The organism is Actibacterium naphthalenivorans (assembly GCF_014196965.1).
GTDB lineage: Bacteria > Pseudomonadota > Alphaproteobacteria > Rhodobacterales > Rhodobacteraceae > Actibacterium_A > Actibacterium_A naphthalenivorans.
In genome coordinates this window covers 1517124-1542177 of sequence record NZ_JACIEQ010000001.1, presented here as the reverse complement: position 1 = coordinate 1542177, position 25054 = coordinate 1517124, and the positions used below count along the sequence as shown (strand labels likewise).

Sequence of the window (25054 nt, the reverse complement as noted above, 5' to 3'; positions counted from 1 at the left end):
ACATTTGCTGCGACTGCAAAAGTTTCTATTCCTCGAATTAATCTTTTAGTTTCTGCAGTTCCAAAAAACCCACAGTCTCGCTGACCCATTGCACAGATTTTCGCATCTGCCCGCCGGCATCGAACCAGTAGTCGTTAACAAAGCTCTGCCCGGCCCCGTGGCAGGATTCGCTGATATGGCGGGCGTTGTAGTGGTGCCCGAGCAGCACGATATCCTCCGCCCCCAAATCGCTCAGATCGCAGGTGTATTTCCGCCGGATCGTCTGCTCATCAGGGCCGATGTGATAATATTCGCGCTGCGTGACCCCGGCCGCGGCAGCGATTTCGGCGCTGTCAGGTGTGCTGGCAGACATCAGATCTTCGCCCAGCCCGCGCGTGGCGCGCAGGACGCCGTCCCGAATGATCACGGTGATCTGGTCGGCGGTTACCCAAGTGACGTCAGCCCCGTTTTCGCCGATCGGGAACAGCAGGGCCTGGGCACCCCGGCTTTCCAGACGGGCCAGATACAGCGGCACCTGAATCGGTTCGATCATATCGCGGGTCAGGGCCGGCGGCGGGGCGGCACCATGCTCGTCCACGCGCTGTTTCAACGCATCCAGCGCCAGCAGCACCGGATGCTCTCTGCGGTTGCCGTCGGATGAACAGCCGGCAAGACCGGCTAGGCCCAGGGCAAGCGGAATGACAAACCAGCGGTGTCTCATCGCCACACTTTCCCCCATTGCGTATCGAGCCGCTCCCGGTGGTAGCCGTTCACCAGCCCGAAAAGCCGCCCGTTCACGGCCAGCCGCGCGCCGCCGTCGCGCGTGATCGGTCGCACCGTATTCGAGAAGGCCGCGCGCGATGGCTTGCCCGTCAGCCAGGACATCGGGATCACCATGAAGATCCCCTTGTCGAACGAGCCTTCGCCGAATTCCTCGGCCGAGACATCGGTAAGCGTGGCAAAGCCGCCGACCCGCCAGCCATTGGCGAACACACGCTCGAGCGTCAGGGTCGAGCCCCAGTCGCCGGCCAGATAGCGCCCGGCATCCACCTGCGCCTGATAGCCACTGCCGAAATCGTAATAGGCAGAGAGATGGCCCGTCGTGATCTCATAATCCTGAAAGCCGAACATGCCGTCGAAATCGCGCTGTCTGGTCCGGTTCACCTCTGCCCCCAGGCCCAGACGGCTGTTCACCGGTTTCCACAAAAGCTCCGCCGACACGCCGCCGAACATCCGCTCCAGATATCCCGCCGTCACCCGGCCATAGAGATCGCGGGCGGGGTGCGAATACCATGCCATCGTCAGGGTCTCGATACCCGGATCCCCGTCGCGGACGTATCTGGGGGTTTCGGTGCGCACATGGGGCAGGACGGAATTGTTCGGCCGCTCGAACTCATCCAGAGTTCCGAACAGCCGCTTGGTCAGCGACCCCGACAGGGCAAGCCCCGGCGCGAATTCATACTCTGCGGAAAGCCGCAGGCTCAAGTCGGCGCGATAGGGTTCGGCAGGGTCGAACAGCTCCTGTTGCAGATAGGGGTTCAGCGACCAGTTGAACCGGGGGTAGAGTTCATCGGCGCGCTCAAGCTCGGGCGGGGTCGGATGTGCGGCGGAAATATCCGCGACGCTGCGCAGCCGCGCGGCGCCGTTCGGCGCGTTTTCCAGCGTTTCGACATCGGTGCGCCGCAGCGTGACCTTCGCGGCGGGAATGCCCTGCTCCACCGGCACGATCTCGAAAGTCTCGACAGAGGGCGGCATGGTACGGGTCAGGATGCGGGCGGCGCGGCCGATGGCCTCTGCGTTATTGTCATAGCGCAAGTTGCGCAGCCAGAGCTGAACCCGGTCGGCCGACACCGCCATCGCCTCCAGCGTCAGGCCTGCCTCGTTCAGCAGCGCGGCGGTATTGGCCCGCAAAATCTCGCTTCCATCCGGTTGCAGCACCCATTCCTCGGTCCATGCGTCAGGGTTGGTGGCGCGATCGGGCCGTGGCTGAACCGGATAGGTCGCCACCCCGAAATCGCCGCCGCCGGGGCGGTTCCTGGGGTTGAACGAAAACTGCGCATTGATCCCGATCTCGGAGCCGTAGAGGTAATAGGCCCCGACGCGCCAGTATTCCGACGCCTGATATTCCATGCCGAAATTCCACGGGCTCTTGTGCTCGAAAACCTTCTGCCGGGTTTCGAGCGTGTAGGCATCGGAAGAATATTCGGCCTTCAGGCCAAGCCGGTCGGTCGGCTGCCATTCGACCCCGGCGAAGGGGGCGGCCGGGCCACGGAAGAACAGATCCGCGTTGAGATCGCCGCCGGTATCCTCCTCGATCCGTGGCCGGTCGCCAAACGGAGAGCCGAAGGATTCATAGGTTCCCAGCCGCCCCCAGCCCAGGCCGGCCGTCACCGTGAGGTTCGGCCGCAGGTGTTTTGTCGCCACCAGATACTCGGCCGAGGACACACCCGTGCCGGCGAAATCCTGCAGGCCCACGGTGAAATCGGGCAGATAGCGGCCTTCGTCGAGCAGCCGGTACCGGGCATCGAAGCTGCGGTCATAGTAGTCACGGAAACCGGCATAGTTCAGATCCTTGGTGCCGGTATAGCGAAAGCTGCCCGAAAGCCGGGAAGAGATCTGGAAGGTCAGCGTGGTGCGCGTCAGCCCGGCGAAATTCGACACTGTGAGCGAGAGCTGGCCGTCCGGCTGGCTCTGGGCCGTGGGCATGTCGATCAGGCCGGTCACGCCGTAGAAGTTGAGCGTCGGGCGCCCCGCCGGCGGCGTGTCGGCCAGCGTTTCGCGCGGCAGCGCCAGCGCGGCGATCAACAGCGCCCCTCCCCGGGCAAAGCGCCGGCGCCCGGCACCGGTCTGTTCTAGTGTCGTCATCACCGCCCTCGTTCCCTGCGCCACGCTTGCCAATTCCCCGGCGTCATTCAACCCCGCCGGGGCCTGCGCACGATTTCGCCTTGGGTTTTTTTGATTTTTTGCGCCTCAGTGATGCTCAGGACCCACGCGCCGCGTCCGGCGGCACATAGCCCTCGACCCAGCGCGACACCACTTCACGCGCGGCCCCCTCATCGCCGGCGGCCACCGCCTGGCGCAGGGCGCGCAGGGCGCCGGCCACTTCGATCTCGGAAAGCCAGGCCTCTTTCGCCCGCAGGATCTTGGGGTGCGGCGTGGTCAAAAGCCCTTCGCCGATCAACAGTTCTTCATGCATCTTTTCGCCGGGGCGCAGACCGATCGAGACGATTTCGATATCGCCATCCGGGTTGTTCTTGTCGCGCAGGGTATAGCCCGACGCCTCGATCATCTGCAGCGCGAGGTCGCGGATCTTTACCGGCTTGCCCATGTCCAGAACGAAGACATCGCCGCCTTCGCCCCTGCCCCGCTCGAACGACCCGGCCAGCAGCACCAGTTGCACCGCCTCGCGGATGGTCATGAAATAGCGGGTGACATCCTCATGCGTGAGTGTCACCGGGCCGCCCTTGGAAATCTGATCGTGAAACAGCGGAACCACCGACCCGGAAGAGCCTATGACATTGCCGAACCGCACCATCGAAAAAGATGTGCTGTCCGAGCGCATGGCCAGATCCTGCACCACCAGTTCCGCCAGCCGCTTGGACGCGCCCATGACATTGGTGGGCCGCACCGCCTTGTCCGATGAAATCAGGATGAACCGGTCCACCCCGGCCTCGCGCGCCGCTTCGGCGATGGTGCGCGTGCCCAGCACGTTGTTGGCCAGCCCGGCCAGCGGGTTCGCCTCGACCAGCGGCACGTGCTTATAGGCGGCGGCGTGAAACACTGCATCCGGGCGGTATTCGCCCAGCACCTTGCGCGCCATGCGCGGATCGGTCGTCGAGCCCAGAACCGGGGTGATCTCTGTCTTGCTGTCTTCGGTCAGAGTGCGCAGTTCCATGTCGACGGTATAAAGCGCCGCCTCGCTCATCTCGAACAGAACCAGCCGCGCCGGGCGGCACAGCAAGAGCTGCCGGCACAGCTCCGACCCGATGGAGCCACCGGCCCCGGACACCAGGATGGTCTTGCCGCGATAGGTGCGCCCGCCGGTGCCGAACTGGCGGTCAAGCTGGGCGCGGCCCAGAAAATTGGCGGGCACGACCGGGGTCAGCTTGTCGACCAGCGCCTCTTCCCCGACCAGCTGCGCAAAGGACGGCAGCACCTGAACCTCGACCCCGAGTTTCTGCATCTTGCGCACGATCTGCGCCAGTTTCGGCGGCGAGAGTGACGGCATGGCCAGCAGAACGCGGTTGATTTCCTTTTCCTCGATGATCGACTTGATCTTCACCGGCCGCAGCACCGGCAGACCCGCAACGGTCATGGATTGCATCGCCGGATTGTCATCGACGAAGGCCACCACCTCGATCCATTCATGGGTTTTCAGCGCCGAGGCAAGCTGCATCCCGGTGGTGCCCGCACCATAGATCAGAACCCGGCAGCGCGGCTGGGCGCGGCGGTGCAGCGCCAGAAGCGCCTGAAGCATCACCATCTTGCTGCTGGCCGACAGGACCACGAAGATCAGCCCGAACACAAGGCTGTTGCCCAGCGGAATATTCTGATGGCTGATCCGGCCCAGCGCGACGTTGACCACCACCAGAAGCACACCAAAGATCGCCGTCTTGCCCAATGCACGGGTTTCATAGGCCTTGAGCTGAATCTTCGGAATGCCCAGCCACATCGCTATCGGGATGCCCGCGAGGATCTGAAACGCGATCAGAAGCGAAATATCACTGAGCATCGCCAGGGATGGGGGGGAATTGCTGAACGCAGTCAACGTCAGAAGCTGCGCGACCAGAACCAGAACCAGGTCAACACACAGCAAGAACGCCCATTTCTGAGAGCGCGACAGGGAGTTTACGAGCTTTAGCACGGCAGCCGATGTCCCATATTAATTGCTTAATTCTTAGGCAAGCTCTCCGAGGGCGGCAAGCCTAGAATTGCTGCATCTGCAAAATAGGGTGTTTTTCGCCGATTCTCGTAAATTTCTGATGCAGATCAGCCGCTTTTGGCACAGGTCTCATGCTGCTTTTTGCTGAACCTACGGCCCGGTCCGGCCGGTGAAACCCCATGCTTGCCGGGCGATTCTGCACCGCTGGCGCCAAAGCAGGCAGGCCGCCCGGCTATCGCCGCCGCACCATGCGGGCCGCCGTTTGCCACAGCAGGGCGATATCGCCGCAAAGCGACTGATGTTTCTGATAGATCAGATCCAGCCGGGCCTTGCGCGGCACGCAGGCACGGGAATAGACGGCGTCGGTGTCCTCGGCGGTCTTGCAGCGGGCCAGAAGCCGCTCTTCATGGCTGTGATAGACCAACGTCGCCAGCCCGGTGATGCCGGGGCGGCTGCGCAGAACCTCGCCATAGAGCGCCGGAAACCGCTCTACATAAAGCCGCAGCGGCGGGCGCGGGCCGACAAAGCTCATGTCACCCTTCAGCACGTTCCAGAGCTGCGGGATCTCGTCCAGCCGAAACCGGCGCAGCACGTGGCCCATGCGTGTTACCCGGTGCGCCTTGTCGCCGCCCGATACGCCACTGTCGGCAAGATCAGGCTTCATCGTGCGCAGCTTCCACAGGCGGAAGGGCCGGTCGACGCCCTTCATCCGCTCGGAGGTATAGAACAACGGCCGCCCGTCCAGCGCCCACATCGCCACCAGAAGCACGGCCAGAAACGGGGCCATCAGGATGCCGAGAACAAGCGCCAGAGCGATGTCAAAAAGCCGTTTCGCCATGGTCATCCCTGCCCGTATCTTTGCCATTCCGCGGCCATGGTGGCCGGATCGCTGTCAGCCTCGGTGAACCGGTGTAACCGCGAAAGGCGGGTGACATCCAGCGTCACCGACTGCCGCGCCTCGGGCGGGGCGGGGCTCCAGCGCCAGTCGCGGCCCCACGCGGCCAGAAGCTGTTCCATGGCCACCGGGCGCGGCCCCGCGACGTTGAGGGTGAAGGGCAGCGGGGTGCCGGCGCGCGCATGGGCCAGAAGCGTCGCCAGCACCCGCGCGAAACCGCCCGCACCCATGTAGGAGCGTTCGGGCCCGCGCCCGTCGGCGAACTGGTCGAGCACGACGGGCTTGCCGGTGGCGGCGGCCTTTCCCAGCAGATCCGACCCGGCGATATTGCCGATCCGCAGGCAGGTGACGCCCGTGCCCGCCTGTTCGGCCTGCGCCGCCGCCGCCTCCATCGCGGCCTTGGCGGCGCCATAGGGATTGGTGGGGCCCAGCGCGCTATCCTCGCTCAGCGGGGCGGCGGAGGGCGCGTAGACGGCCTGAGATGAACACAGGAACACATGCCGCGCGCCCGCGGCCGCCGCGGCCTTCATCCCGGCCAGCGCCAGCGCGGTGTTTGCCGCGTAATCGGCACCGGGGCCCGGGGTGACGCCAGCCAGAACCACCACGGCATCCAGCGGCGCAAGCACCGGAGGCGCCTGTTCCAGAATGCGCCATGTCAGCCAGTTCCGCACGCCCTCGGGCGCCGGGCCGCGCCCTTGCCACAGCGGCGCGATGCTGGCCGGCGGCTGATCGGCCCAGACCGCCCGAAGACTGCGCCCGACCAGCCCGGTTGCGCCCAGCACAAGCACCGTCTGCACATCCTGCGGCGCGGCGCGATATTGATCACTCATTACCAGCATTCCGGTTGACCAGATGGTTCCTCTTAGTATCTTGCGGCGGACGCAAAATCCATGGGCCGGAACGGAATGCCCGTGGAATATCGTCGGGGGACGTGAATGTCAGATATCGGACGCCGCCATTTTCTGGCGATCGGGGCAGGGGCGCTTGTCGCGGGCTGCGATGTGCCGCGCGGGGCGGCGCGGGAAAACGAGATTCTGAAAAGCGCCGAAAAAGACACGCTTTCGGGCTATGCGATCTACCCGGTCAGCCGGGCCTTTCTGCCGCAGGCCGCGCTGTGGCCGGTAACCGGCAGCGGCCCGCGCGGCGACTGGATCGCCCGGCAGAAGGGTGCGCAGCATCAGATCATCGCCCCCGGCGACAAGGTCAATCTGGTGATCTGGGACAGCGAGGATAACTCGCTTCTGACCGCGCCCGAGCAAAAGGCGGTAAGGATGGAGGGCATGACCGTGGCGCCCGACGGCACCATCTTTGTGCCCTATGTCGAAGCAATCCGCATTTCCGGCATGACGCCAGAGACCGCCCGCAGCCAGGTTCAGGAGAAGATGGAGGCGATCATTCCGTCGGCCCAGGTGCAGCTTTCGCTGGACACGGGACGGCAGAACTCGGTCGATCTGGTCGGCGGCGTGGCCTCGCCGGGCAGCTATCCGCTTGTCGACCGCGACATGACGGTGCTCAACCTGATCGCGATGGGCGGCGGCGTGGCGTCGGGGCTGCAGAATCCGCTGATCCGGCTGATCCGCAACGGCACGCTTTACGTCACCACGGTGTCGCGCCTCTATGCCAACCCGGCGCTGGACACGACGCTGCGCGGCGGTGACAAGGTGATTGTCGAGGAAGATCCGCGCCGCTTTCTGGCGCTCGGGGCTGCCGGGCGCGAGCAGCTTGTCCCGTTTCCGAAAGACGACGTGACGGCGCTGGATGCAATGGCGCTGATCGGCGGGGTATCGGATGCCCGCGCCGATCCGAAGGGGGTTCTGATCCTGCGCGAATATCCCCCAAGCGCCACCCGCGCCGGGGTGCAGGGCCCGCGCGAGACCCGCGTGATCTTCACCATTGATCTGACCACGGCCGACGGCCTGTTCAGCGCGGGCAAGTTCGGCGTCAACCCCGATGATCTGGTTTACGTATCCGAAAGCCCGCTCAACACGATCGATACGATTTCGCGCATTCTCGGCAACATCCTTGGCGCCGGCGCGCGGGTGAACAACGTGGCCAACTGATCGCCACGTTACCGCGGCGGCTCAGGCAAAGGCGATGTCGGTGTAAAGCTGATCCAGCGCCGCGACATTCTGCACGGTCAGGGTGCTGCCGTCGTCGAAGGCGAAAACCGCATCACCGGCCACGATGCTGGCAAAATGGTCGACCACGTCGCGCGCACCCAGATCGGCGGTCCAGAACCCGTCATCGAGCAGGATACTGTCCCTGCCGCTGCGGAAATCGGTGATCGTGTCGTGGCCGGCGTTGAAGATGAACACGTCGCGCCCCTTGCCGCCGGTCAGCGTATCGTTGCCCGCCTGGCCGTTCAGCCTGTCATTGTGGCTGCCGCCGCTCAGCGTATCACCGCCGGCGCCGCCCAGAAGCTTGTCGCGCCCGGCATTGCCCAGCAACGTATCCTTGCCCCCCGCGCCCAGCAGCTTGTCGCGCCCCTCCTGCCCGGCCAGCCGGTTCGCGGCGCCATTCCCCTGCACCCGGTCATTGCCGGCGCCCGCGATGAATTTTTCGATCACGGTGCCTTCGGCGATCAGCAAATTACCCCGCAGCCCCATCACGTCGGAAATGCCGCCCGCGCGCAGGTCGACGCTCTGGTCGAACTGGTCGGGGCGCAGGTCGATCTTGTCGATGCCGCCACTGTCGTAGAGGGTCACGGCCACGGGCGTGTTTCCGTCCACGAAACGCGAACTGCCGCCATCAACAATCACGTCGAACAGTGTTTCCAGATAACCGCCGGCGTTGGAGTTGTGTCCATATCGGGTGTTGCCGGCATGGGCGTTTCCTTCGCCATAGATCGCCTGCGCGGCGATGATATCGGCCATCATCGGGGTCACGGCAAAGGCTTTGCTGGCATCGACATCGGTATTGTCGGACTGGCTGAAATACGACATCAGCGACATTTGCCAGCTATCATTGGCATACTCGTTATCGACGCCATAATCGGCGGCGGTATTGTAATAGCCCGCGTGGCCCAGCCCCAGCGCATGGCCGGTTTCGTGCATATAGGCCTGAAAGCTGTAGCTATCGATCGTGGTGCCGTGGGTCTGCAGCATATCGGTGCCGATATTGACGCTGGCCGACAGGATTTCAGTACCGCTTATCATGGAACTGGCAAAACCACCCGCCCCGCTTTCGGAATAGATGATATCGGCGGCGGCCGTGGTTTCCTGGAATGTCAGGCCGGTGACATCGGCCCAGGCGTCAAGCGCCCAACGGGCGAGCTGTTGCCCGTCGGCGGACAGGGCGGTCAGGTTGACGCTGACGACATTGGCGGGTCCGGGGACGAGCGCATGGGGGATGCGCCCCGCGTCCAGCCAATAGCCGGTGGTCAGATATTCAGCGATATCGCTGGCGCTGAGGATTTCGGCGGTGTCGGGGGCCGCGACCTGCCGCAGGGCCAGCGCGTATCCGCCGGTGTCGCTGATGCTGGCCGAGCTGGTGTAGTGGCTTTGCGCCGCCAGATAATAGGTGCCGCTGCTTGTCGGCGTAAAGGTAAGTTGCGAATTGGCGCTAACGCCGCTGTCGTCGTTCTGAAGCAGAAGGCTGCCGTTTCCGGCGTGGATCTTGAGCAGCGGATCGACCACCGCGCCGGTGCTGCCCTCGCCATAGAGATCGACGACATAGCTTTCACCGGCCACGAGCGTCACGGCGACCCAATCGGTATCTGCGCTGTCGGACAAGGTGCCGTGAAAAACCTGATCGGCGGCAAGGCTATAGGCGGTCTGGCTGCCGGCGGCGGCATCGGCGAGTTCGGTCAGGCCAATGCTGTCGTCATAGGCGTTGATCGCCGCGCTGGCGGTATCATAGGGGCAGGGTTCGGAGTGGGCGCGCAGCATGGCGCAGGTTGTGCACATCGGTCCGGGGGCCTCGTTCGCAAGCGATATCGGTTTCGGCGCGCAGATCTTGCGCGGGGCTATTGTTTCCATTTCTGACGGGGAAATCGGGCAGAAGTTTGGCCCCTGCCGCGAAATTCACGGTGCAGTCGGCGCTGCGCAAATGATGCGCAAATATTGGCCATCCGTCGGCCTGCCTCGCCCGGAAGCTTCCAATTCCGGGCGCACGCTCCGATGCCCGAACGGGCGAGGTGGCCGCAGAAAACACGGCCACCTCTGCGGGCCCCTGGGGCCTGTCTTGTTTCCGCGCTATGCAGGCCTCGATCGTGATCCTGACAGGATCAGTCGATCGGGCGTTCACCCAGAATCGTCAGACCGTAGGCATCCAGACCGACAAGGCTGTGCTGCGTGTTGGTGAGCAGAATCATCTCATGAATGTCCAGCTCCGCCAGGATCTGGGCGCCGACGCCGTAGTCGCGCATGTCATCGTCGGGGGTGTTCCGCTCGCCGCGGTGCATCTGGATCGCGCGCGAGATATAGTCCTGCCCGACCTTGTTCAGAACGACAACGACGCCCGCCCCCTCTTGCGCGATCATCTCCATGGAGCGTGACAGCAGATCGCTGCGCTCGCCCACTTCGGCGAACAGATCGGCAAAGGGGGTGATCTGATGCATCCGCACCAGCATCGGCTTGTCGGGATCAACCTCGCCCTTTTGCAGCGCGAGCTGTTCGCTGCCGTCGGCGCGGTTGCGAAAGGCCTTGACCGTCCAGTCGCCGCCCCAGCGGCTGTTGAATGTCTGTTCGGTCAGAAATTCGATGATCCGGTCATGTTTGCGGCGATAGGCGATCAGGTCGCGGATGGTGCCGATCTTGAGATTATGCTCTCTGGCAAACCCGATCAGATCGTCGAGCCGCGCCATCGTGCCGTCTTCCTTCATGATTTCGCAGATCACGCCCGCAGGGGTCAGACCGGCAAGCCGCGACACATCGACGGCGGCTTCGGTATGTCCGGCGCGCACCAGAACGCCGCCATCCCGCGCAATCAGCGGAAACACATGGCCCGGCGTCACGATATCGTGGGCCGTCTTGCCCGGGTCGATCGCCACATTGATCGTGCGGGCCCGGTCGGCGGCGGAAATACCCGTTGTCACACCTTCGCGGGCCTCGATCGACACGGTAAAGGCGGTTTCATACTGGGTTTCGTTCTTCTTGCTCATCAGATCGAGGCCCAGCGCCTCGATCCGCTCTCTTGGCATCGCAAGGCAGATCAGGCCGCGGCCGTACTTGGCCATGAAGTTGATCGCGTCGGGTGTTGCCATCTGGGCGGGAATGACCAGATCGCCCTCGTTCTCGCGATCCTCGTCATCGACCAGAATGAACATCCGGCCGTTGCGCGCCTCTTCGATGATTTCTTCCGGGCTCGAGATTGCGCTGCCGCGAATCGTGCCAGGCTCAGCCGGTTTGTTCATGTCTTCCCTCCGCGTTTTATCCGACGGCCGAATGATCCGGGTCTCCGGATCACGGCCCGCCGTATTGGCAATCTTGCTAAGAAGATCTCCCCTCATGCTTCTGCACCTCCCAATGCCTGCCCGTATCGCGGCACATCATGTGACACCTCACGGGCTGTAGATCGTATACTGATTTGGCCCGCCAACACGTGGTTCCCCGGCGTTTCCCCCAAGGAACAAAGGGCCGTCGTCTTCAATTTCGTCCTTCTCGCCACCGGCCGGAAACGCTCCGGCCCGCGTTTCGGCCGCCCCCCCCCGGCTACGCGATCTCGCGTTTCAGCGTCTCCGTCATCTCCAGAACATCGCTGGTGGTGCGGCTGAAATGCGCGGCCAGTGCGGAGCGGGCCGCCGCCGTATCCCGCGCCAGGGTGGCTTTCATGATGGCTTCATGCTCTCGCCCCACATCGCGGGCGCGCGGCGCGCGGCGCAGCGATACCGACCAGTGACGATAGCGCTCGCTCTGGGCGTAGAGCTGTTCGCGCAGGCGCAGCAACAAGAGGTTGGGGCAGGCGGCCACCAGCGCGTTGTGAAAATCGCTATGGGCCACCGACCAGTCGGGGTTGAGCGTCTGCTGATCGTTCGCATCCTGTTCGGAAATACGGCTGAGCCGGTGGAAGGCCGCTACGATATTGCCTTCCCAATGCACGTCTCCGTGCCGGATTGCCTGTTCCAGACACAGGAACTCGATCTCGATGCGCGCCTCTGTCAGGTCGGTGAGTTCCTTGCGTGAGATCGGCGCTACGGCGAACCCCTTTTGCGGCTCCATCAGCACGATGCCGTCCGCCACCAGGCGCGACAGAGCCTCGCGCGCGGCCCCAAGGCTGACCTCGTATTTCGCGCAGATGTCATTGATCTTGATCTTGGCCGAGGGTGGAATACGGCAGGCCAGAATATCGGCGCGCAGCCCCTGATATGCTTGGCCGGCTTGCGTCTTTTGCGTCATGTTCCACCTCGTTACCCGATAGTCGGCCAAGAGCCATAGCGATCCCCGCGCTCAGGGCAATGTATTTTTTTCGCTTATGTGCACTTTTTGGCAAGCCCGTGCCCTGCGGGAAGGAACATGTTTCCGGGCCGCTGAAATCGCGGGCGATCAGCCTCGCATTTTGGCCACATACCCCGCGAAACGATCGATAAACTCTTTCAGGAAAGCCTCTGTCGATGCCTCGCTGACCACGCCTGTTTCACTGATGAGATCGGGGGTCTTGAAGCTGATATAGCATTCGCCCGGCAGCACATGGGCCCGCAGGACAGACAGGACCTGGCGCAGATGCTGCTGGCCCACGGCCGTGCCGATCGCGCCGGGCGAGGTGCCCGCCATCGCCACGGGCATGTCACGCCAGACGTTCTTGTCGCCCGGCTTGGACACCCAGTCGATTGCATTCTTCAACACGGCGGGGATCGAGCGGTTGTACTCCGGCGTCACGATCAGCACCGCGTCGGCCTTGGCCAGATCCGATGCCAGGCGGTTCACGGCCTCGGTTCGCGCCGGTTCGATATCCTGATTGTAAAAGGGCAGATCATCCATCCGCAGCTGGCGAAAATTCAGGCTGTCCGGCGCGAGCCGGACGATAGAATCAGCCAGCCGCTGGTTGAGCGACCCGGTGCGGAAACTGCCCACCAGCAAAGCGACATCATATTTCGACATGGTTGTTCCCCTGAGTGACGTGCCCCGACCCTACAGAAAAATCCGCCACTCAGTCAAAAATATATTTTCTAGTTGACTTCATAAGGCCCTTCCCCGACTTAGAGTCGCAACAAAACGGAACAGAGGGGATCCACGATGCGGTTTGCATCCATTTGCAAAGACGGGAAAACAGGCATCGCGCTTGCAGACACGAACGGCGGCTGCAAGGCCCTTTTTGAAGGCGATGCCGGCTATCCCGGCACTCTGGATGACATCATTGCACAGGGTCCGGAAAAGCTGACCGAGGCCGGCAAAGCCCTGGCCTCCGCCCCGGACATCGACGCCGGCACCATCGAATACCTGTCGCCGCTGGTGAAATGCCCCAAGATCATCTGCATCGGCCTGAACTACAAGGCGCATGCCAAGGAAAGCGGGATGGAACTGCCCGAGTATCCGGTGATTTTCGGACGCTACAATTCCAGCCTGATCGGCCATGGCGCGCCGATCATCCGGCCGCGCGTGTCCGAGCAGCTTGACTATGAAGGCGAACTGGTCGCAGTGATCGGCAAGGGCGGGCGCGACATTCCCGAATCCGAGGCGCTGGACCACGTGGTCGCCTATTCTGTTTTCAACGACGCCTCGATCCGCGACTATCAGCTGAAAACCCATCAGTGGACCATCGGCAAGACCTTCGACGATACCGGCGCCTTCGGCCCCTATCTGGTCACCACGGACGAGTTGCCCGCGGGCTGCAAGGGCCTCAAGCTGGAAACGCGCCTGAACGGTGAGGTGGTGCAAAGCACCTCTCTGGACGACCTGATCTTCGATGTGGCCAAGCTTGTGTCGCTGCTGAGCGAGGCGATGACGCTGGAACCCGGCGATCTGATCGTCACCGGCACGCCCTCGGGCGTCGGCATCGCGCGCAACCCGCAGCTGTGGATGAAGCCCGGTGACGTCTGCGAAGTCGAGATCGAACGGATCGGGGTTCTGAGCAATCCGGTGGCCGCCCAGTAAGCCCGAATGTGAAAAGCGATAGCCGGCGGCGTGTCGCTGGCCCGAGAGGAGGAGAAAGAAATGACCGACACCATCATTCATCCGAAGATGCACCACGTGAACCTCAAGACGATCCGTCTTCAGGAAATGATCGACTGGTACGGCAAGGTGATCGGCACCCGACCGCTCCACCAGTTCGAAGGCGGCGCATGGCTGTCGAATGACGAGGCCAACCACCGTGTGGCGCTGATCGCTGCCCCCGGCCTGAGCGACGATCCCGAGAAGGTGACGCATTGCGGCATGCACCATTCGGCCTTCGAATACGAATCGCTCGACGATCTTCTGGCCAGCTGGGAACGTATGGACAAGCTGGGCATCAAGCCGCACATGACGCTGGATCACGGCATGACAACGTCGTTCTACTATCTGGATCCCGACGGCAACAGCGTCGAACTGCAAAGCGACAACTTCGGCGACTGGAGCGAATCGGCGGCCTTCATGATGGAGTCCAAGGAATTCTCGGCCAACCCGATCGGCGTTGCCGTGGACCCCGCCAAGATGCTGGCTGCGCGCCGCGCCGGCGTTTCGATTGAAGAGGTGCAGCGCCGCGCCTATGCCGGCGAATATCCCGCGACCGAGCCGCAGGACCCGCGCATGCCGATCGAAATCCCGGCCTGACAGGCCGCGCCGATCCGATAGCGATGCCGGCCGTTCCGCGGCCGGCGTTCACATTTCAGCTCCGAAGGAGGCCCGAGAGTGAAGCGCCAGAGCAAAGTCATCATCAGTTGCGCAGTCACGGGATCGATCCATACTCCCACCATGTCGCCCCACCTGCCGATCACGCCGCAGCAGATCGCCGATCAGGCCGTGGGTGCGGCGCAGGCGGGCGCGTCGATCCTGCACCTGCACGCGCGCGTCCCCGAAACCGGCGAACCGCTGGCCACGCCCGAAGGGTATCAGCGGTTCCTGCCCTCGATCGCCGAGCGCACCGATGCGATCGTGAACATCACCACCGGCGGCGGGCTTGGCATGTCGCTGGAAGATCGGTTCGCCGCCGCGAAATGGGCCGCGCCCGAGCTGGCCTCGATGAACATGGGGTCGATCAACTTCAACATCTCGGGCGCCGCCAGGCGCTTTCCGGAATTCAAGTACGACTGGGAAAAGCCCTATCTGGAACGCACCGAGGATTTCATCCTGTCCAACACCTTCGCCCAGATCGAATGGGGCATGAAAGAGCTGGGCGACCTGGGCACGAAGTTCGAGTTCGAGTGCTACGACGTCGGCCATCTTTATAACCTGGCGCATATGGCCGACCGCGGGCTGGTGAAGGCCCCGTTCTTTGTGCAGAGCATCTTTGGCATCCTGGGCGGCCTGCAGCCCGAGCCCGAGCATCTGATGCACATGAAAGCCACCGCCGACCGGCTGTTCGGCGAGGACTACCTGCTGTCGGTGCTCGCCGCCGGGCGGTTCCAGACCTCGATGGTGACGATGGGCGCGATTCTGGGCGGCAACGTGCGGGTCGGGCTGGAAGACAGCCTGTACCTGTCCAAGGGCAAGCTGGCCGAAAGCAATGGCCAGCAGGTCGCCAAGATCCGCCATATCCTGGAAGAACTGTCGCTCGAGATCGCAACGCCGGACGAGGCGCGCGTGATGTTGGACACCAAGGGGCGTGCAAACGTCGCTTTCTGACCCGCTACGCGCAACGCTGAACTAAGTTAGAGCCTGCTGAACCGCGACGTATTCCGCCGCGGTTTGGCGCGCTGACTTGTGCCTAAAAGACTGTAATCAATCATAATAAATAGTCGCTTCTATCCGCGACCTACCTTTCGAAAGGTTCAGATCGTCGCGCCGCGCGTCATAATCCGTGGAATGGGAGAAGAAGCAAAACACCCATAACCATCTCACTGGGAGGAGAGAGAAGTTGAAGACAGCAATAAAATTGGCAGCCGCGCTATCTTGCGCTCTGATCGCGGGCACCGGTCAGATCGTTCACGCAACCGAAGGCGGGCAGTTTTACGGCCCCATCGGCGGTGTAGACCAACGCGCCTCGCTTATTCCGCCGCCCGGCACCTATGGCCGGTTGCGATATGTGACGGTCAGTGCGCCGCAACTATCCGGTCTTGACGATGAACCCAGCCCCTATGTGGACGAATTCGACCTAACGGTCACGCTTTACAACTTCTCCCTCATCAAGGTCTGGGACCGAGAGCTTTTTGGTGGTCGCTGGGCGTCGATCTGGTCTTCGTCTTTCTCCAACAACGAGCTCTCGACTAATGGTTCGGGCGACAGCACATTCGCTTTCCACGATTCCTATTTCGAGCCGATCTTCTGGGGCAAGTACCTGGGGCTCAAAGGGGCAAAGCCGCCGTCGGCCGACCCGAGCACGTGGACCATGCGCTATGGCCTGAGCATCTCTGCCGGTCTGGCCTTCAACCTACCCACGGGGAACTACGACGCGGACCGGAACTCGCAAACCAGCAGTAACACGACCATCATCATCCCACATGTGGACATGACCTATCAGACCGGTCCCTGGTGGGCGGATGGCACCGAGTTCAGCGCGCGCCTGTCCTACAACATCTCGACCAAGAACGACGACACCGGATATCAGAGTGGCGATGTCATCGGTCTGGACGCATCGGTTTCCCAGCGGTTCGGCAATTGGCAGATCGGTCCAAGCCTGACCGTGGCGAAGCAGATCACCGACGATGATTCCGAAAACCCGCTCGTCAAAGCCTCGTTCCAGAACGGCAACAAGTTCACGCTTGTGCAGCCCGGCATCGTGTTCACGCGCAGTTTCCCGAAAAAGCGCATGGCCGCGTCGTTCAAGGTGGTGACAGACGCCTATGTCGAAAATCGCATCGACGTCGATTACGGCTTTATCGCGGCAATTGGCTTCACCTTCTGACGGCAAGCAATATCGAATGGAAAAGGGCGGGTCGTTGACCCGCCCCTTCTTCGTTCAGCCCTCGGGCTGATCTGCGGCGAACATCCGCATCATATCCGCGAAGATCGGCGAATGCGCGGTGAACCCGCCATCCACGGGCACGGCCGCGCCAGTGACGAACCCTGCGGCGTCCGAGGCCAGGAAGGCGATGACCTCGCCCACCTGCTCGGGTGTGCCGATGAAGGGGGTCAGGTGGTGCTCCTCGATCATCTTGCGCGCCTCTTCGGGCATACCGACCTTCAGCGCCTCGGTCATCACGAGGCCGATCACGGCGGCGTTGGCCCGGATGCCCTGCTTGCCGTATTGAGTCGCGATATAGCGCATCAGGTTGTTCAGCCCCGCCTTCGACGTGCCATAGGCCGGGTTGGTCAGATCGCCCTGCAACCCCTTGCCCGAGCTGGAAAAGACGATCGAGCCGCCACCGGCCTGAATCATGTGCGGGATCACGTGCTTGCAGCAGTACATCGCGCCGCGCAGGTTCACCGCCATGGTCTTGTCCCAGGTCGCGGCCTCCATATCGGTGATCATCGCGTCCTGCGCCATGAACCCCGGATCGGTCATCGCCGCGTTCGATGCCAGCACGTCGATCTTGCCGAATTTCTCGGCCACCGTCGCGGCCATGGTGGCCACCGTCTCTTCCTGCTCAAGATCGGCGGGCACGGCCAGCGCCTCGCCCCCTGCCCCGGTGATGGCAGCCACGGTATTTTCCAGGCTCTCGACCCGGCGCCCGACAACGGCGACCTTCGCCCCCCGCTGCGCCATCAGCAGCGCCGCCGCCGCCCCGATGCCCGATCCGCCTCCGGTTACGATCGCCACTTTGCCGTCAAGTTGTGCCATTCTCATCTCCCTTGGTTTGTTCGTTTCGCCTGTCGCGGTGCGCCGTGACCGGCGCGCGACGACTCGGCGGTAGTGCACTGTGCCCCGAAACAGACGCCCCGGCGGCCTGTCTCGCACCTATCCATCGGAATGCCATTTTCACCCGGCCGAGCGAAAACGCGCCCCCGGCCCCTTCAACAGCCCCTTTTTCGCCCGCGCCTATCGGGCGACAGGAGAGGGCGCGCCGGATAGACGCAATGGTATCCACGCGCGGGCAAGCAGCGCCCTGCCCGTCGCATGATCCGCAAAACGCGGGAGGAGACCTTGGCACAGGGCAGGCGCAATCCGCCGAAGCCTTTGCCGCGATCCGGCCCCAGGGGGACGGGTCCGCAGATCAGGAGAGGCAAGAATGACCACATTCGTATTGATGCATGGCGGCGGCATGGGCGGCTGGACCTGGAGATATGTGCGCGAGTTGCTGCGCGCCGAGGGCCACGAGGTCTTTACGCCCAGCTTTACCGGCTTTGCCGAACATGTGCACCTGATGAGCCGAGACATCACCAACGCGGTGCATGTGCAGGACATCGCCAACCTGCTTGAGGCCGAAGACCTGAAAGGCGTCGTTCTGGTCGCGCACAGCTATTCCGGCACCGTCGCCCCCGGTGTAGTCAAGGCCCAGCCCGACCGCATCAAGCGCGTGATCTATCTGGATGCGATCGTTGCCAACAGCGGCGAGCGGATCAATGCCCTGCTGGGCATGGCCCCGGACGAGGTCGAAAAGCTGGATACCATGCTGGCCGCAGGCGAGGGCCCCATTGGGTCGGGCGTGCACGAGATGCAGCGCGGCATGGCCAAGGAGCACCCCTTCCTGATGCCGCCCGAGCGTCAGGAATGGCTGCTGGATCACCTGTCGGACATGCCCCTGCGTTGCACCGTCTGCCCGGTCGAGGTCGGCGCCGAAGCACTCAGCGTTCCGGTCGATTACATCGCCGCCGAGCATACGATGATGGTGCCCATGCACGCCCGCGCAAAAGAGCTGGGCTGGACCATGCACAGCCATCCGGGCGATCACGCCTTGCTGGTGGGCGATCCCGAAGGCACCGCCAAACTGATCATGGATATCGCGGCAAGCTGACCCGGGGCCGCCGTGACCTGCCCCGGCTCACCTTTCCTGCGCGGCGTCATACTGCGCCTGCGCCGCCGTGATCCGGGGGCGGTTCTGCTCTGCCCAGCGGGCCAGCGCGCTCAGCGGCACGATCAGCGACTGGCCGGTTTCGGTCAGCGCATATTCCACCTTCGGCGGCACGGTCGGATAGACCGTGCGCGTTACCAGCCCGTCGCGCTCCAGCCCGCGCAGGGTCAGGGTCAGCATCCGGTGCGACACGCCATCCACGGTGCGCATGATCGCGTTGAACCGCATCGGCCCCTGCGACAGCACGCCGACCACCATCACGGTCCACTTGTTGCCGATCCGCTCAAGCACCCGGCCCAAGGCGCGGCAGTCGGTTTCGGCTCCATCGGCGGGGCCGTTCTGCGGTGTGATCTGGGCCATGGTCTCTCCGTTGTCGGTTCGGGGGCGATACGCACATTCTTGTGCGTTCTTGTGCGGCAAAGGCAATAACGATGTAATCGTTACGAACAAATTGTTATCTTCATGAAAAGGAACATCCCATGAAAATCGGTGTCAGCGGCGCAAGCGGCCATCTTGGCGGAACCCTGCTTTCCGAACTTTTCACGCGCGCCGAAGGGGCCGAGATCATCGGCGTCTCGCGCACCCCTGAAAACGTGGCCGCCCCGGCGCAGGGGCGTTTCGGCGACTATGACAAACCCGAAAGCCTGTCCGAGGCCTATGCCGGTCTGGACGCGCTTGTGCTGATCCCCAGCGCCGATGTGCGCGAGGGCGTCCGCGCCCGCCAGAACGTCGCCGCGATCGACGCGGCCGTCGCCGCCGGGGTGGGCCATATCGTGCTGATCTCGGGCACCGGCACGCGCAAGATGCCCGAGCCCCACATCTGGGCGCCCTACTTCGCGTCGGAACAGCGGCTGATGCAGACAGCGCCGAAATGGACGATCCTGCGCATGAACTACTATACCGAGGCCCTGGCGGACGAGGCCAAGATGTCGGCCGGCGCGGGCGTACCGCTGACCGGGCTTGCGGAAAACAAGGTGGCTTTCGTGTCGCGCGACGATGTCGCCGCCGCCGCCGCCGGCATCCTGACAAGCGAGGGGCACGACGGGGCGATCTATGCCGCCTGCGGCCCCGAAAGCCTGAGCGGAGCAGAACGTGCCGCCATCATTTCAGAGGTGCTTGGCCAGCCGGTCACCTTCATGGCCATCCCCGAAGAGCACCTGCGCGGCGGGCTGGCGCAGGCCGGGTTGCCTGAGGATATCGTCAATGCGGTTGTGGCGATCCAGCAGGGCTTTGCCATGGGCGGGTTCGACATCGTCACCGGGGATGTCGAGAAGCTGACAGGCCGTCCGCCCGTCAGCTTCCGCGATGCCCTGAAAGCCGCGCTGGCGGCGTCCTAGGCATTTGGCGGGCCCTGCCATGGCGCGGGGCCCGTTCAACCTGTCAGGTATTGGGTACCGCCACCACGGCCGTGCCCGAAATGACCACGCTGCGTTCGTCGGCCTTCAGCGCGAAATCGCACGAGACGCGGGTTTCATCTCCGGCCTGCTCAACGCCGGTGACCGTCGCGGTGGCTTCGACCGCGTCGTCTTCATAGACATTGTCCACAAAGCGGTTGGTCATCGAAACGATCCGCCCCTGCGGGAAATTGCGCATCAGCATATCCATCACATAGGCCACGTTGATCGGGCCCTGATTGATCAGCCGCTCGCCCAGGCCCTTGGCCTTCACGACCTCGCGGTCCAGATGGATCGGGTTGGGGTCGCGCAGGATCGGGGCCCAGACCTTCATGGTCTCGGGGCTTACGCTTTCGATACGATAGGCGGGCAGCTCAGCGCCGATTTCAATCTTCATTCTTTTGCCCCCGCGGAAAGATCCAGGAATTCGTGGCCGAGCACATGCGTTCGCCGTTCAGCCGGTCGAGATGCAGCGTATAGGTCATGATATCCATGATCCCCAGCTTGCGGCTTTCCTTGCGCACGATGCTGTCGATCTGGCCGCGCACCTGATAGGGTTCGCCCACCATCAGCGGCGCGTTGAACGACGGGTTGCTGCCGCCCATCATCGGGCCGTCCTCGATATCGAAGGCGCAGACGTTGCACAGGCCGGCGACGGTTTCGCCCATGGCGACCTGAGTGGCGATGTAATAATAGATCGGGTGTGCCTTTCCCTCGGGGTCGGGGGCAACGCCCAGGGATTCGCACAAGTCCCGGTTTTCGTCGCTCTCGATCGTGTATGTCTCACCGTCGAGCGAATAGCCGGCGACATCTGGAAGATCCGGTATTGTCATGTGGGCTCCTGCATTGGGTTCACGTCAGCCGCAGAAAACGAAGTTCCGCGAGGGTGCGGCATCGCATCTAACCCGGCGCTCGCCACGGCACACCTGCCTGCCGATAGGCCGCGTATCACCTGCCGGTGTTTGCTTTCAGGAACGCCAGGGTCGCCGCGCAATAAACATTCAGATCCTGCGCCTTCATCAGATGTCCGCTGCCCGGAATGCTGACAACCTCGGCCGCGGGCTGACATTCGCGGAAATGCGCGACGCTCTGATCCGTGACCAGATCGCTGTCGGTGCCGCGCACCAGCAGCGTCGGCACAGCCAGCCGGGCCGCCGATTCCGAAAGCCGCGCCTCGAGATCGGGCGGGGTGAAAAACCCATCCGACCCGACCCGGGGATCCCAGCGCCAGTAGAACCGCTGATCCGGCCCGATCCGAAGCAGGCCGCGCAGCTTGAAGAAATTCCGCGTCATACTGCGCTCGGCATATTGATCCAGTGCCGCACCGGCCTGTTCGATGCTGTCGAACCCATCCCGGCTTACCCGGAAAAAAGATCTGACGCGCTCTATGCCGGCCGGATCAAGCCGCGGGGCCAGATCCACGAGCACCAGATTTCGCACAAGATCGGGCCCCAGCGCGGCGGTGGCCTCCAGCGCGACCCGGCCGCCGAACGCGGCGCCCACGATGCTGGGGCGCGACGGCAGTGATTCGATGATGGCTTTCAGATCACGCACATGGGCATCGAGCGAATAATCGCCGTCCGGGGCCCAATCACTGTCGCCATGTCCGCGCAGATCATAGGATAAAACCGAAAACCCGTTGCCGACCATATTGCGGATCGCCCGGTGCCACGAGCGCCGGCTTTGTCCGCCCCCGTGCAGAAAAAGCACGCGGTGCTGCCAGGGATTTCCGGCAAGATCCACGGCGAGCCGGAACCCGTCAGGTACGTTGATATGGCCCGATACGACGGCAGCATCCGCGTCTGAATGTTTCTTAACGACTGCCAAACGTCTCTCCCGTCAGTAAAAATCGGCGCCTGCGTTACTGCCACTGGCATCTTGCACGGAACGCACACCTGTCAAGCCGGTATATTGTCAGGCTAGGAACTTCTCCTCGCTTCGACACCTGTCTCACGGTAGGAAAGCAAGTCAGGTGTTCGATCGCAACCGGCTTTGCCAAGGCCAGAGAACAAAAGGGCGATCAGGCGCGGACCAACAGTGTTGCGAGGCGGGGTTCGTACGCGTCTTGTAAAAAATATATAATAAGATACAAAAAAGATCATCGCCGGATGGGAGCCGGTGGTGCCAAGGGAGGAGATAATATGACTGTCGTAAAGACGGCTTTGTTGCCACCACGTCTGGGATCCGGCATCGTGCCGCGGCCCCGTTTGATCCAAAACCTGCCTATGCCGGGCCGGAAACGCATGTCTCTGGTGCGCGCTCCCGCAGGGTATGGAAAGACGACCCTGCTCCAGCAATGGCGGATGTCGCTGAGCGAACGGGGCGAAAGAACGGCCTGGCTGTCTCTCGACCGGTATCTGAGTGACATCATGACCCAGATCGCGGCGAGCCTTGCACATAACGTGCCCGAATTTCAACATGCCCTGAACGAACGCGGACAGGACAAGAGTTTCGTCACCACCGAGGAGCAGCTGGTGACCTGCGCCGATTGCCTCGCGGAGCTGGAGCGCGACGTGACGCTCTTCATGGATGACGCGCATCTTTTGCAGCCCGAGGATCTGCGGGTGTTTCAGCGGTTTCTGACCCGGATCCCGGCGAACACGCATATCGTCGTGGCATCGCGCGAGGCGCCGAATCTGGCGCTGGCGCGGCTGCGCGCGCAAGGAGAGCTGAGCGAGATCGGGATGGATGCGCTCAAATTCACCGCCGAGGAAACCTGTGCGCTGTTGAAGGCGTCCAGCGTGGATGGGCTTTGCGCCGAGGATGCCCCTGCCCTGGTAGAGCAGACCGAAGGCTGGGCCGCCGGCCTGCGGCTGGCAACCATGAACATGGTGCGCAATCAGAAAGGGGCGATACTGGACGTGTCGTTTTCCGGCAGCAACAGCATCGTCGCCGACTTTTTCGCCGAAGACATATTCGGCGCGCAACCCGCCGATGTTCGCGATTTCCTGCTGGCGACCTGCCTGCTGGAGCGGTTCACCCCCGACCTGTGCAACGCCATGACGGGCGGCACGGACGCGCGCGAGATGCTCGACCGGATCGAGGCCGCCGGGCTGTTCCTGATCAGCCTGGACGAAGAGCGCATGTGGTACCGCTATCACGGCCTTTTCGCAGAGTTCCTCCTGCGCCGCCTGACCGACATCGACCCCGACAGGATCGCCCAAAGCCACATCATGGCCAGCCGCAGCTATCACAGGATCGGCCTGGTGGTGGAGGCGCTGGATCACGCCGTCCGGTCCGGCGAGCAGGCCTGGCTGGCCCAGTTGCTGGACGATTCCTGCGAAAAGCTGATCTACGAAGGCAAGATCCTTTATGTGTTTGAGCTGGCAAAAGCCTTGGACAAGGCAACCATTGCCGGCCATCCGCGCATACAGCTTGCGATTGCCTGGATGGAGCTGCGCAACCTGAATTTCGACAAGGCCCGCCGGCTGATCGCCCAGGCGGAAGAGTGGATCGCAAACCGGGCCGCCGAGGGGCTTTGCGCCGAGGTCGAGGCAGAGTTGCGCTTTCTTGCGCTGCACCGTCGCATGATGCTGGCGGGAGCCACGGACGATTTTCTGACCGTTGACGAGATCGCCGAAACCCTGATGAAGCAGTTCGACGAAGAGCATACCTTTCTTGCCTGCACGGTCTATGGTCAGCAGATCCGGGCGCAGCGCGAGCGTTTCAGGCTGCAGGATTTCGAACGCAACGAAGCCCGCGCCCGTACGATCGGGCGCCAGTCTCAGCACAAGTTCGCCTTCATCTCGCAAAAAACCATCGTCGGAAAGACATGGTTCGCCAAGGGCGACAATGATGCCGCCATCGAGGCGCTGGAATTCGGCTATGGGCAGGCGCTGGATTTCGCGGGTGAGGACACCGCGATCGCGGCCTTTGCCGCGCTGCCCCTGGCCGAGGTGATCTATGAGCGCAACGAGCTGTCGCGGGCGAAATCCCTTGTGGACAGATACCTGCCGCTCGCCCGCGCCTTCGCTTTCGCCGACGAGCTGCTCGCGGGGTACCTGGTGTCGGCCCGCATCAGTTTCAACGATGGCGACAGCGCCGGCGCGATCAAGACGCTTGATCTGGCCCGCTCCGTGGGGCTGGAGCTGGGGCTGAAGCGCATGCAGATGAAGGCGCTGGCCGAAAAGGTCCGTATCCTTCTGCGCAGCGGGAACATCGAACGTGCGGCCCGTCTGGCCCTTCTCGAAGGTATTCCGACCGACGTGAATGCCCTAAAGCCCGACATCAACAGCAGCACGACCGACGAGGCGCGTGCCTTGGTCCGTGCCCGCATCCTGATCTCCGAAGGCAATCTGAACGACGCTTTGGCCCTGTCGCAGCGGTGGAAGCAGTTCTGCCAGCATCGCGGCGCCATGCGCTCTCTGGTGCGCTGGAGCCTGATCCGCGCCCAGATTCTGGTGCTGGCCTGCGATACCCGTGCCGCTCAGCGCAGCCTGCGCGATGCGCTGCTCGCGGCGCTGGACGGCCGCAGCGTCCGGATCTTTCTGGATGAGGGTCCGCATATCCAGCAGCTTCTGGAAGATGCCTATGGCAGCGGGCCGATGACCAACCTGCCGGTCGATCTCTACGCCTATGACGTGCTGAACGCCTTCACCATCGCGATGGGCACGCGCGCCAGCGTCGAGGTGGACGATCTTGCCGATCAGGAGACAGGGATCGACGGCAAGATGACGGGCCGCGAGCTGGAGATTCTCAGCTTTGTCGCCTCGGGATTGCGGAACCGCGAGATCGGAGACAGGCTGGGCCTGACCGAAGGCTCCGTCAAATGGTACATGCAGCGCATTTACGACAAGGTGGGCACCCGCCGCCGGTCGGTCGCCGTGGACCGTGCCCGGCAGTTCGGGCTGCTTCAGTAGGCAGCCGGCGCAGGCGGGATCGCCCTCTGCCGTCCGCACAAAAAAACACCGGCATGGTTTCATGCCGGTGTTTTTCGTTGT

22 protein-coding genes are annotated in these 25054 nt (G+C 63.1%); 8 read left to right on the top strand and 14 right to left on the bottom strand.

Annotated elements, in window-relative coordinates; genetic code table 11:
* Positions 1-37: 37 nt before the first annotated feature.
* The 5 genes from GGR17_RS07585 to GGR17_RS07565 form a co-directional block, all read right to left on the bottom strand.
* Complete coding sequence (locus tag GGR17_RS07585; protein ID WP_054540194.1) at positions 38-700, bottom strand: YjbF family lipoprotein; 663 nt, start codon at positions 698-700, stop codon at positions 38-40.
* Positions 697-2844 (bottom strand): YjbH domain-containing protein, encoded by a 2148-nt coding sequence (locus tag GGR17_RS07580; RefSeq protein ID WP_054540195.1) that lies wholly within the window; start codon positions 2842-2844, stop codon positions 697-699. The genes GGR17_RS07585 and GGR17_RS07580 overlap by 4 nt, the downstream gene beginning before the upstream one ends.
* 115 nt (positions 2845-2959) lie before the next feature.
* Positions 2960-4843, bottom strand: coding sequence for a polysaccharide biosynthesis protein (locus GGR17_RS07575; protein WP_054540196.1), 1884 nt, complete (start codon positions 4841-4843; stop codon positions 2960-2962).
* Between the two features lie 250 nt (positions 4844-5093).
* A complete protein-coding gene (locus tag GGR17_RS07570) occupies positions 5094-5705 on the bottom strand; it encodes a sugar transferase (protein ID WP_054540197.1) in 612 nt (203 codons plus the stop codon).
* Complete coding sequence (locus tag GGR17_RS07565; protein ID WP_054540198.1) at positions 5702-6586, bottom strand: NAD-dependent epimerase/dehydratase family protein; 885 nt, start codon at positions 6584-6586, stop codon at positions 5702-5704. The genes GGR17_RS07570 and GGR17_RS07565 overlap by 4 nt, the downstream gene beginning before the upstream one ends.
* A gap of 105 nt (positions 6587-6691) precedes the next feature.
* Here GGR17_RS07565 and GGR17_RS07560 point away from each other — a divergent pair, with 105 nt between their 5' ends.
* Positions 6692-7816 carry a polysaccharide biosynthesis/export family protein gene (locus tag GGR17_RS07560; protein ID WP_054540199.1) on the top strand — a complete coding sequence of 375 codons (1125 nt, stop codon included), beginning with the start codon at positions 6692-6694 and terminating at the stop codon, positions 7814-7816.
* Between the two features lie 21 nt (positions 7817-7837).
* Here the strand turns inward: GGR17_RS07560 and GGR17_RS07555 are convergent, their stop codons facing one another.
* From GGR17_RS07555 to GGR17_RS07540, 4 genes are all read right to left on the bottom strand, one after another.
* Positions 7838-9661, bottom strand: coding sequence for a M10 family metallopeptidase C-terminal domain-containing protein (locus tag GGR17_RS07555; protein ID WP_162231839.1), 1824 nt, complete (start codon positions 9659-9661; stop codon positions 7838-7840).
* Positions 9662-9981: 320 nt separating this feature from the next.
* Entirely contained in the window at positions 9982-11109 is a 1128-nt protein-coding gene (gene ribB / locus GGR17_RS07550; RefSeq protein ID WP_054540201.1) for a 3,4-dihydroxy-2-butanone-4-phosphate synthase, read from the bottom strand.
* 298 nt (positions 11110-11407) lie between these two features.
* Positions 11408-12091 carry a GntR family transcriptional regulator gene (locus tag GGR17_RS07545; RefSeq protein WP_054540202.1) on the bottom strand — a complete coding sequence of 228 codons (684 nt, stop codon included), beginning with the start codon at positions 12089-12091 and terminating at the stop codon, positions 11408-11410.
* A 147-nt stretch (positions 12092-12238) separates the two neighbouring features.
* Complete coding sequence (locus tag GGR17_RS07540) at positions 12239-12793, bottom strand: NADPH-dependent FMN reductase (RefSeq protein WP_054540203.1); 555 nt, start codon at positions 12791-12793, stop codon at positions 12239-12241.
* A gap of 135 nt (positions 12794-12928) precedes the next feature.
* On the opposite strand from GGR17_RS07540, the gene GGR17_RS07535 reads away from it, so the two are divergent.
* From GGR17_RS07535 to GGR17_RS07520, 4 genes are all read left to right on the top strand, one after another.
* Positions 12929-13786 carry a fumarylacetoacetate hydrolase family protein gene (locus GGR17_RS07535; RefSeq protein WP_054540204.1) on the top strand — a complete coding sequence of 286 codons (858 nt, stop codon included), beginning with the start codon at positions 12929-12931 and terminating at the stop codon, positions 13784-13786.
* A 60-nt stretch (positions 13787-13846) separates the two neighbouring features.
* Positions 13847-14443 (top strand): VOC family protein, encoded by a 597-nt coding sequence (locus GGR17_RS07530; RefSeq protein ID WP_054540205.1) that lies wholly within the window; start codon positions 13847-13849, stop codon positions 14441-14443.
* Positions 14444-14521: 78 nt separating this feature from the next.
* Positions 14522-15454, top strand: coding sequence for a BKACE family enzyme (locus GGR17_RS07525; protein ID WP_054540206.1), 933 nt, complete (start codon positions 14522-14524; stop codon positions 15452-15454).
* A 232-nt stretch (positions 15455-15686) separates the two neighbouring features.
* Positions 15687-16673, top strand: a complete 987-nt coding sequence (locus GGR17_RS07520) for a SphA family protein (protein WP_162231840.1) — start codon at positions 15687-15689, stop codon at positions 16671-16673.
* 54 nt (positions 16674-16727) lie between these two features.
* Here GGR17_RS07520 and GGR17_RS07515 read toward each other — a convergent pair whose 3' ends face one another.
* Positions 16728-17549, bottom strand: a complete 822-nt coding sequence (locus GGR17_RS07515; protein ID WP_054540208.1) for an SDR family NAD(P)-dependent oxidoreductase — start codon at positions 17547-17549, stop codon at positions 16728-16730.
* Between the two features lie 388 nt (positions 17550-17937).
* On the opposite strand from GGR17_RS07515, the gene GGR17_RS07510 reads away from it, so the two are divergent.
* The gene (locus GGR17_RS07510) at positions 17938-18663 is read left to right on the top strand and encodes an alpha/beta fold hydrolase (protein ID WP_082386708.1); all 726 of its coding nucleotides are present in this window, start codon (positions 17938-17940) and stop codon (positions 18661-18663) included.
* Positions 18664-18690: 27 nt separating this feature from the next.
* On the opposite strand, the gene GGR17_RS07505 is transcribed toward GGR17_RS07510, so the two are convergent.
* The gene (locus GGR17_RS07505; RefSeq protein ID WP_054540209.1) at positions 18691-19080 is read right to left on the bottom strand and encodes a winged helix-turn-helix transcriptional regulator; all 390 of its coding nucleotides are present in this window, start codon (positions 19078-19080) and stop codon (positions 18691-18693) included.
* A gap of 119 nt (positions 19081-19199) precedes the next feature.
* Here GGR17_RS07505 and GGR17_RS07500 point away from each other — a divergent pair, with 119 nt between their 5' ends.
* On the top strand, positions 19200-20057 hold the full coding sequence (locus GGR17_RS07500; RefSeq protein WP_054540210.1) for an NAD(P)H-binding protein: 858 nt from the start codon (positions 19200-19202) through the stop codon (positions 20055-20057).
* Positions 20058-20100: 43 nt separating this feature from the next.
* On the opposite strand, the gene GGR17_RS07495 is transcribed toward GGR17_RS07500, so the two are convergent.
* The 3 genes from GGR17_RS07495 to GGR17_RS07485 all read right to left on the bottom strand — a co-directional run bounded on the left by GGR17_RS07495 (position 20101) and on the right by GGR17_RS07485 (position 21941).
* Entirely contained in the window at positions 20101-20511 is a 411-nt protein-coding gene (locus GGR17_RS07495; RefSeq protein ID WP_054540211.1) for a MaoC family dehydratase, read from the bottom strand.
* Positions 20501-20947: a hypothetical protein gene (locus GGR17_RS07490; RefSeq protein ID WP_054540212.1), complete on the bottom strand. Its 447-nt coding sequence runs from the start codon at positions 20945-20947 to the stop codon at positions 20501-20503. The genes GGR17_RS07495 and GGR17_RS07490 overlap by 11 nt, the downstream gene beginning before the upstream one ends.
* Positions 20948-21062: 115 nt before the next feature.
* Positions 21063-21941: an alpha/beta fold hydrolase gene (locus GGR17_RS07485; RefSeq protein ID WP_082386709.1), complete on the bottom strand. Its 879-nt coding sequence runs from the start codon at positions 21939-21941 to the stop codon at positions 21063-21065.
* A gap of 476 nt (positions 21942-22417) precedes the next feature.
* On the opposite strand from GGR17_RS07485, the gene GGR17_RS07480 reads away from it, so the two are divergent.
* Positions 22418-24973, top strand: a complete 2556-nt coding sequence (locus GGR17_RS07480; protein WP_054540214.1) for a helix-turn-helix transcriptional regulator — start codon at positions 22418-22420, stop codon at positions 24971-24973.
* The last annotated feature ends 81 nt before the right edge of the window (positions 24974-25054 follow it).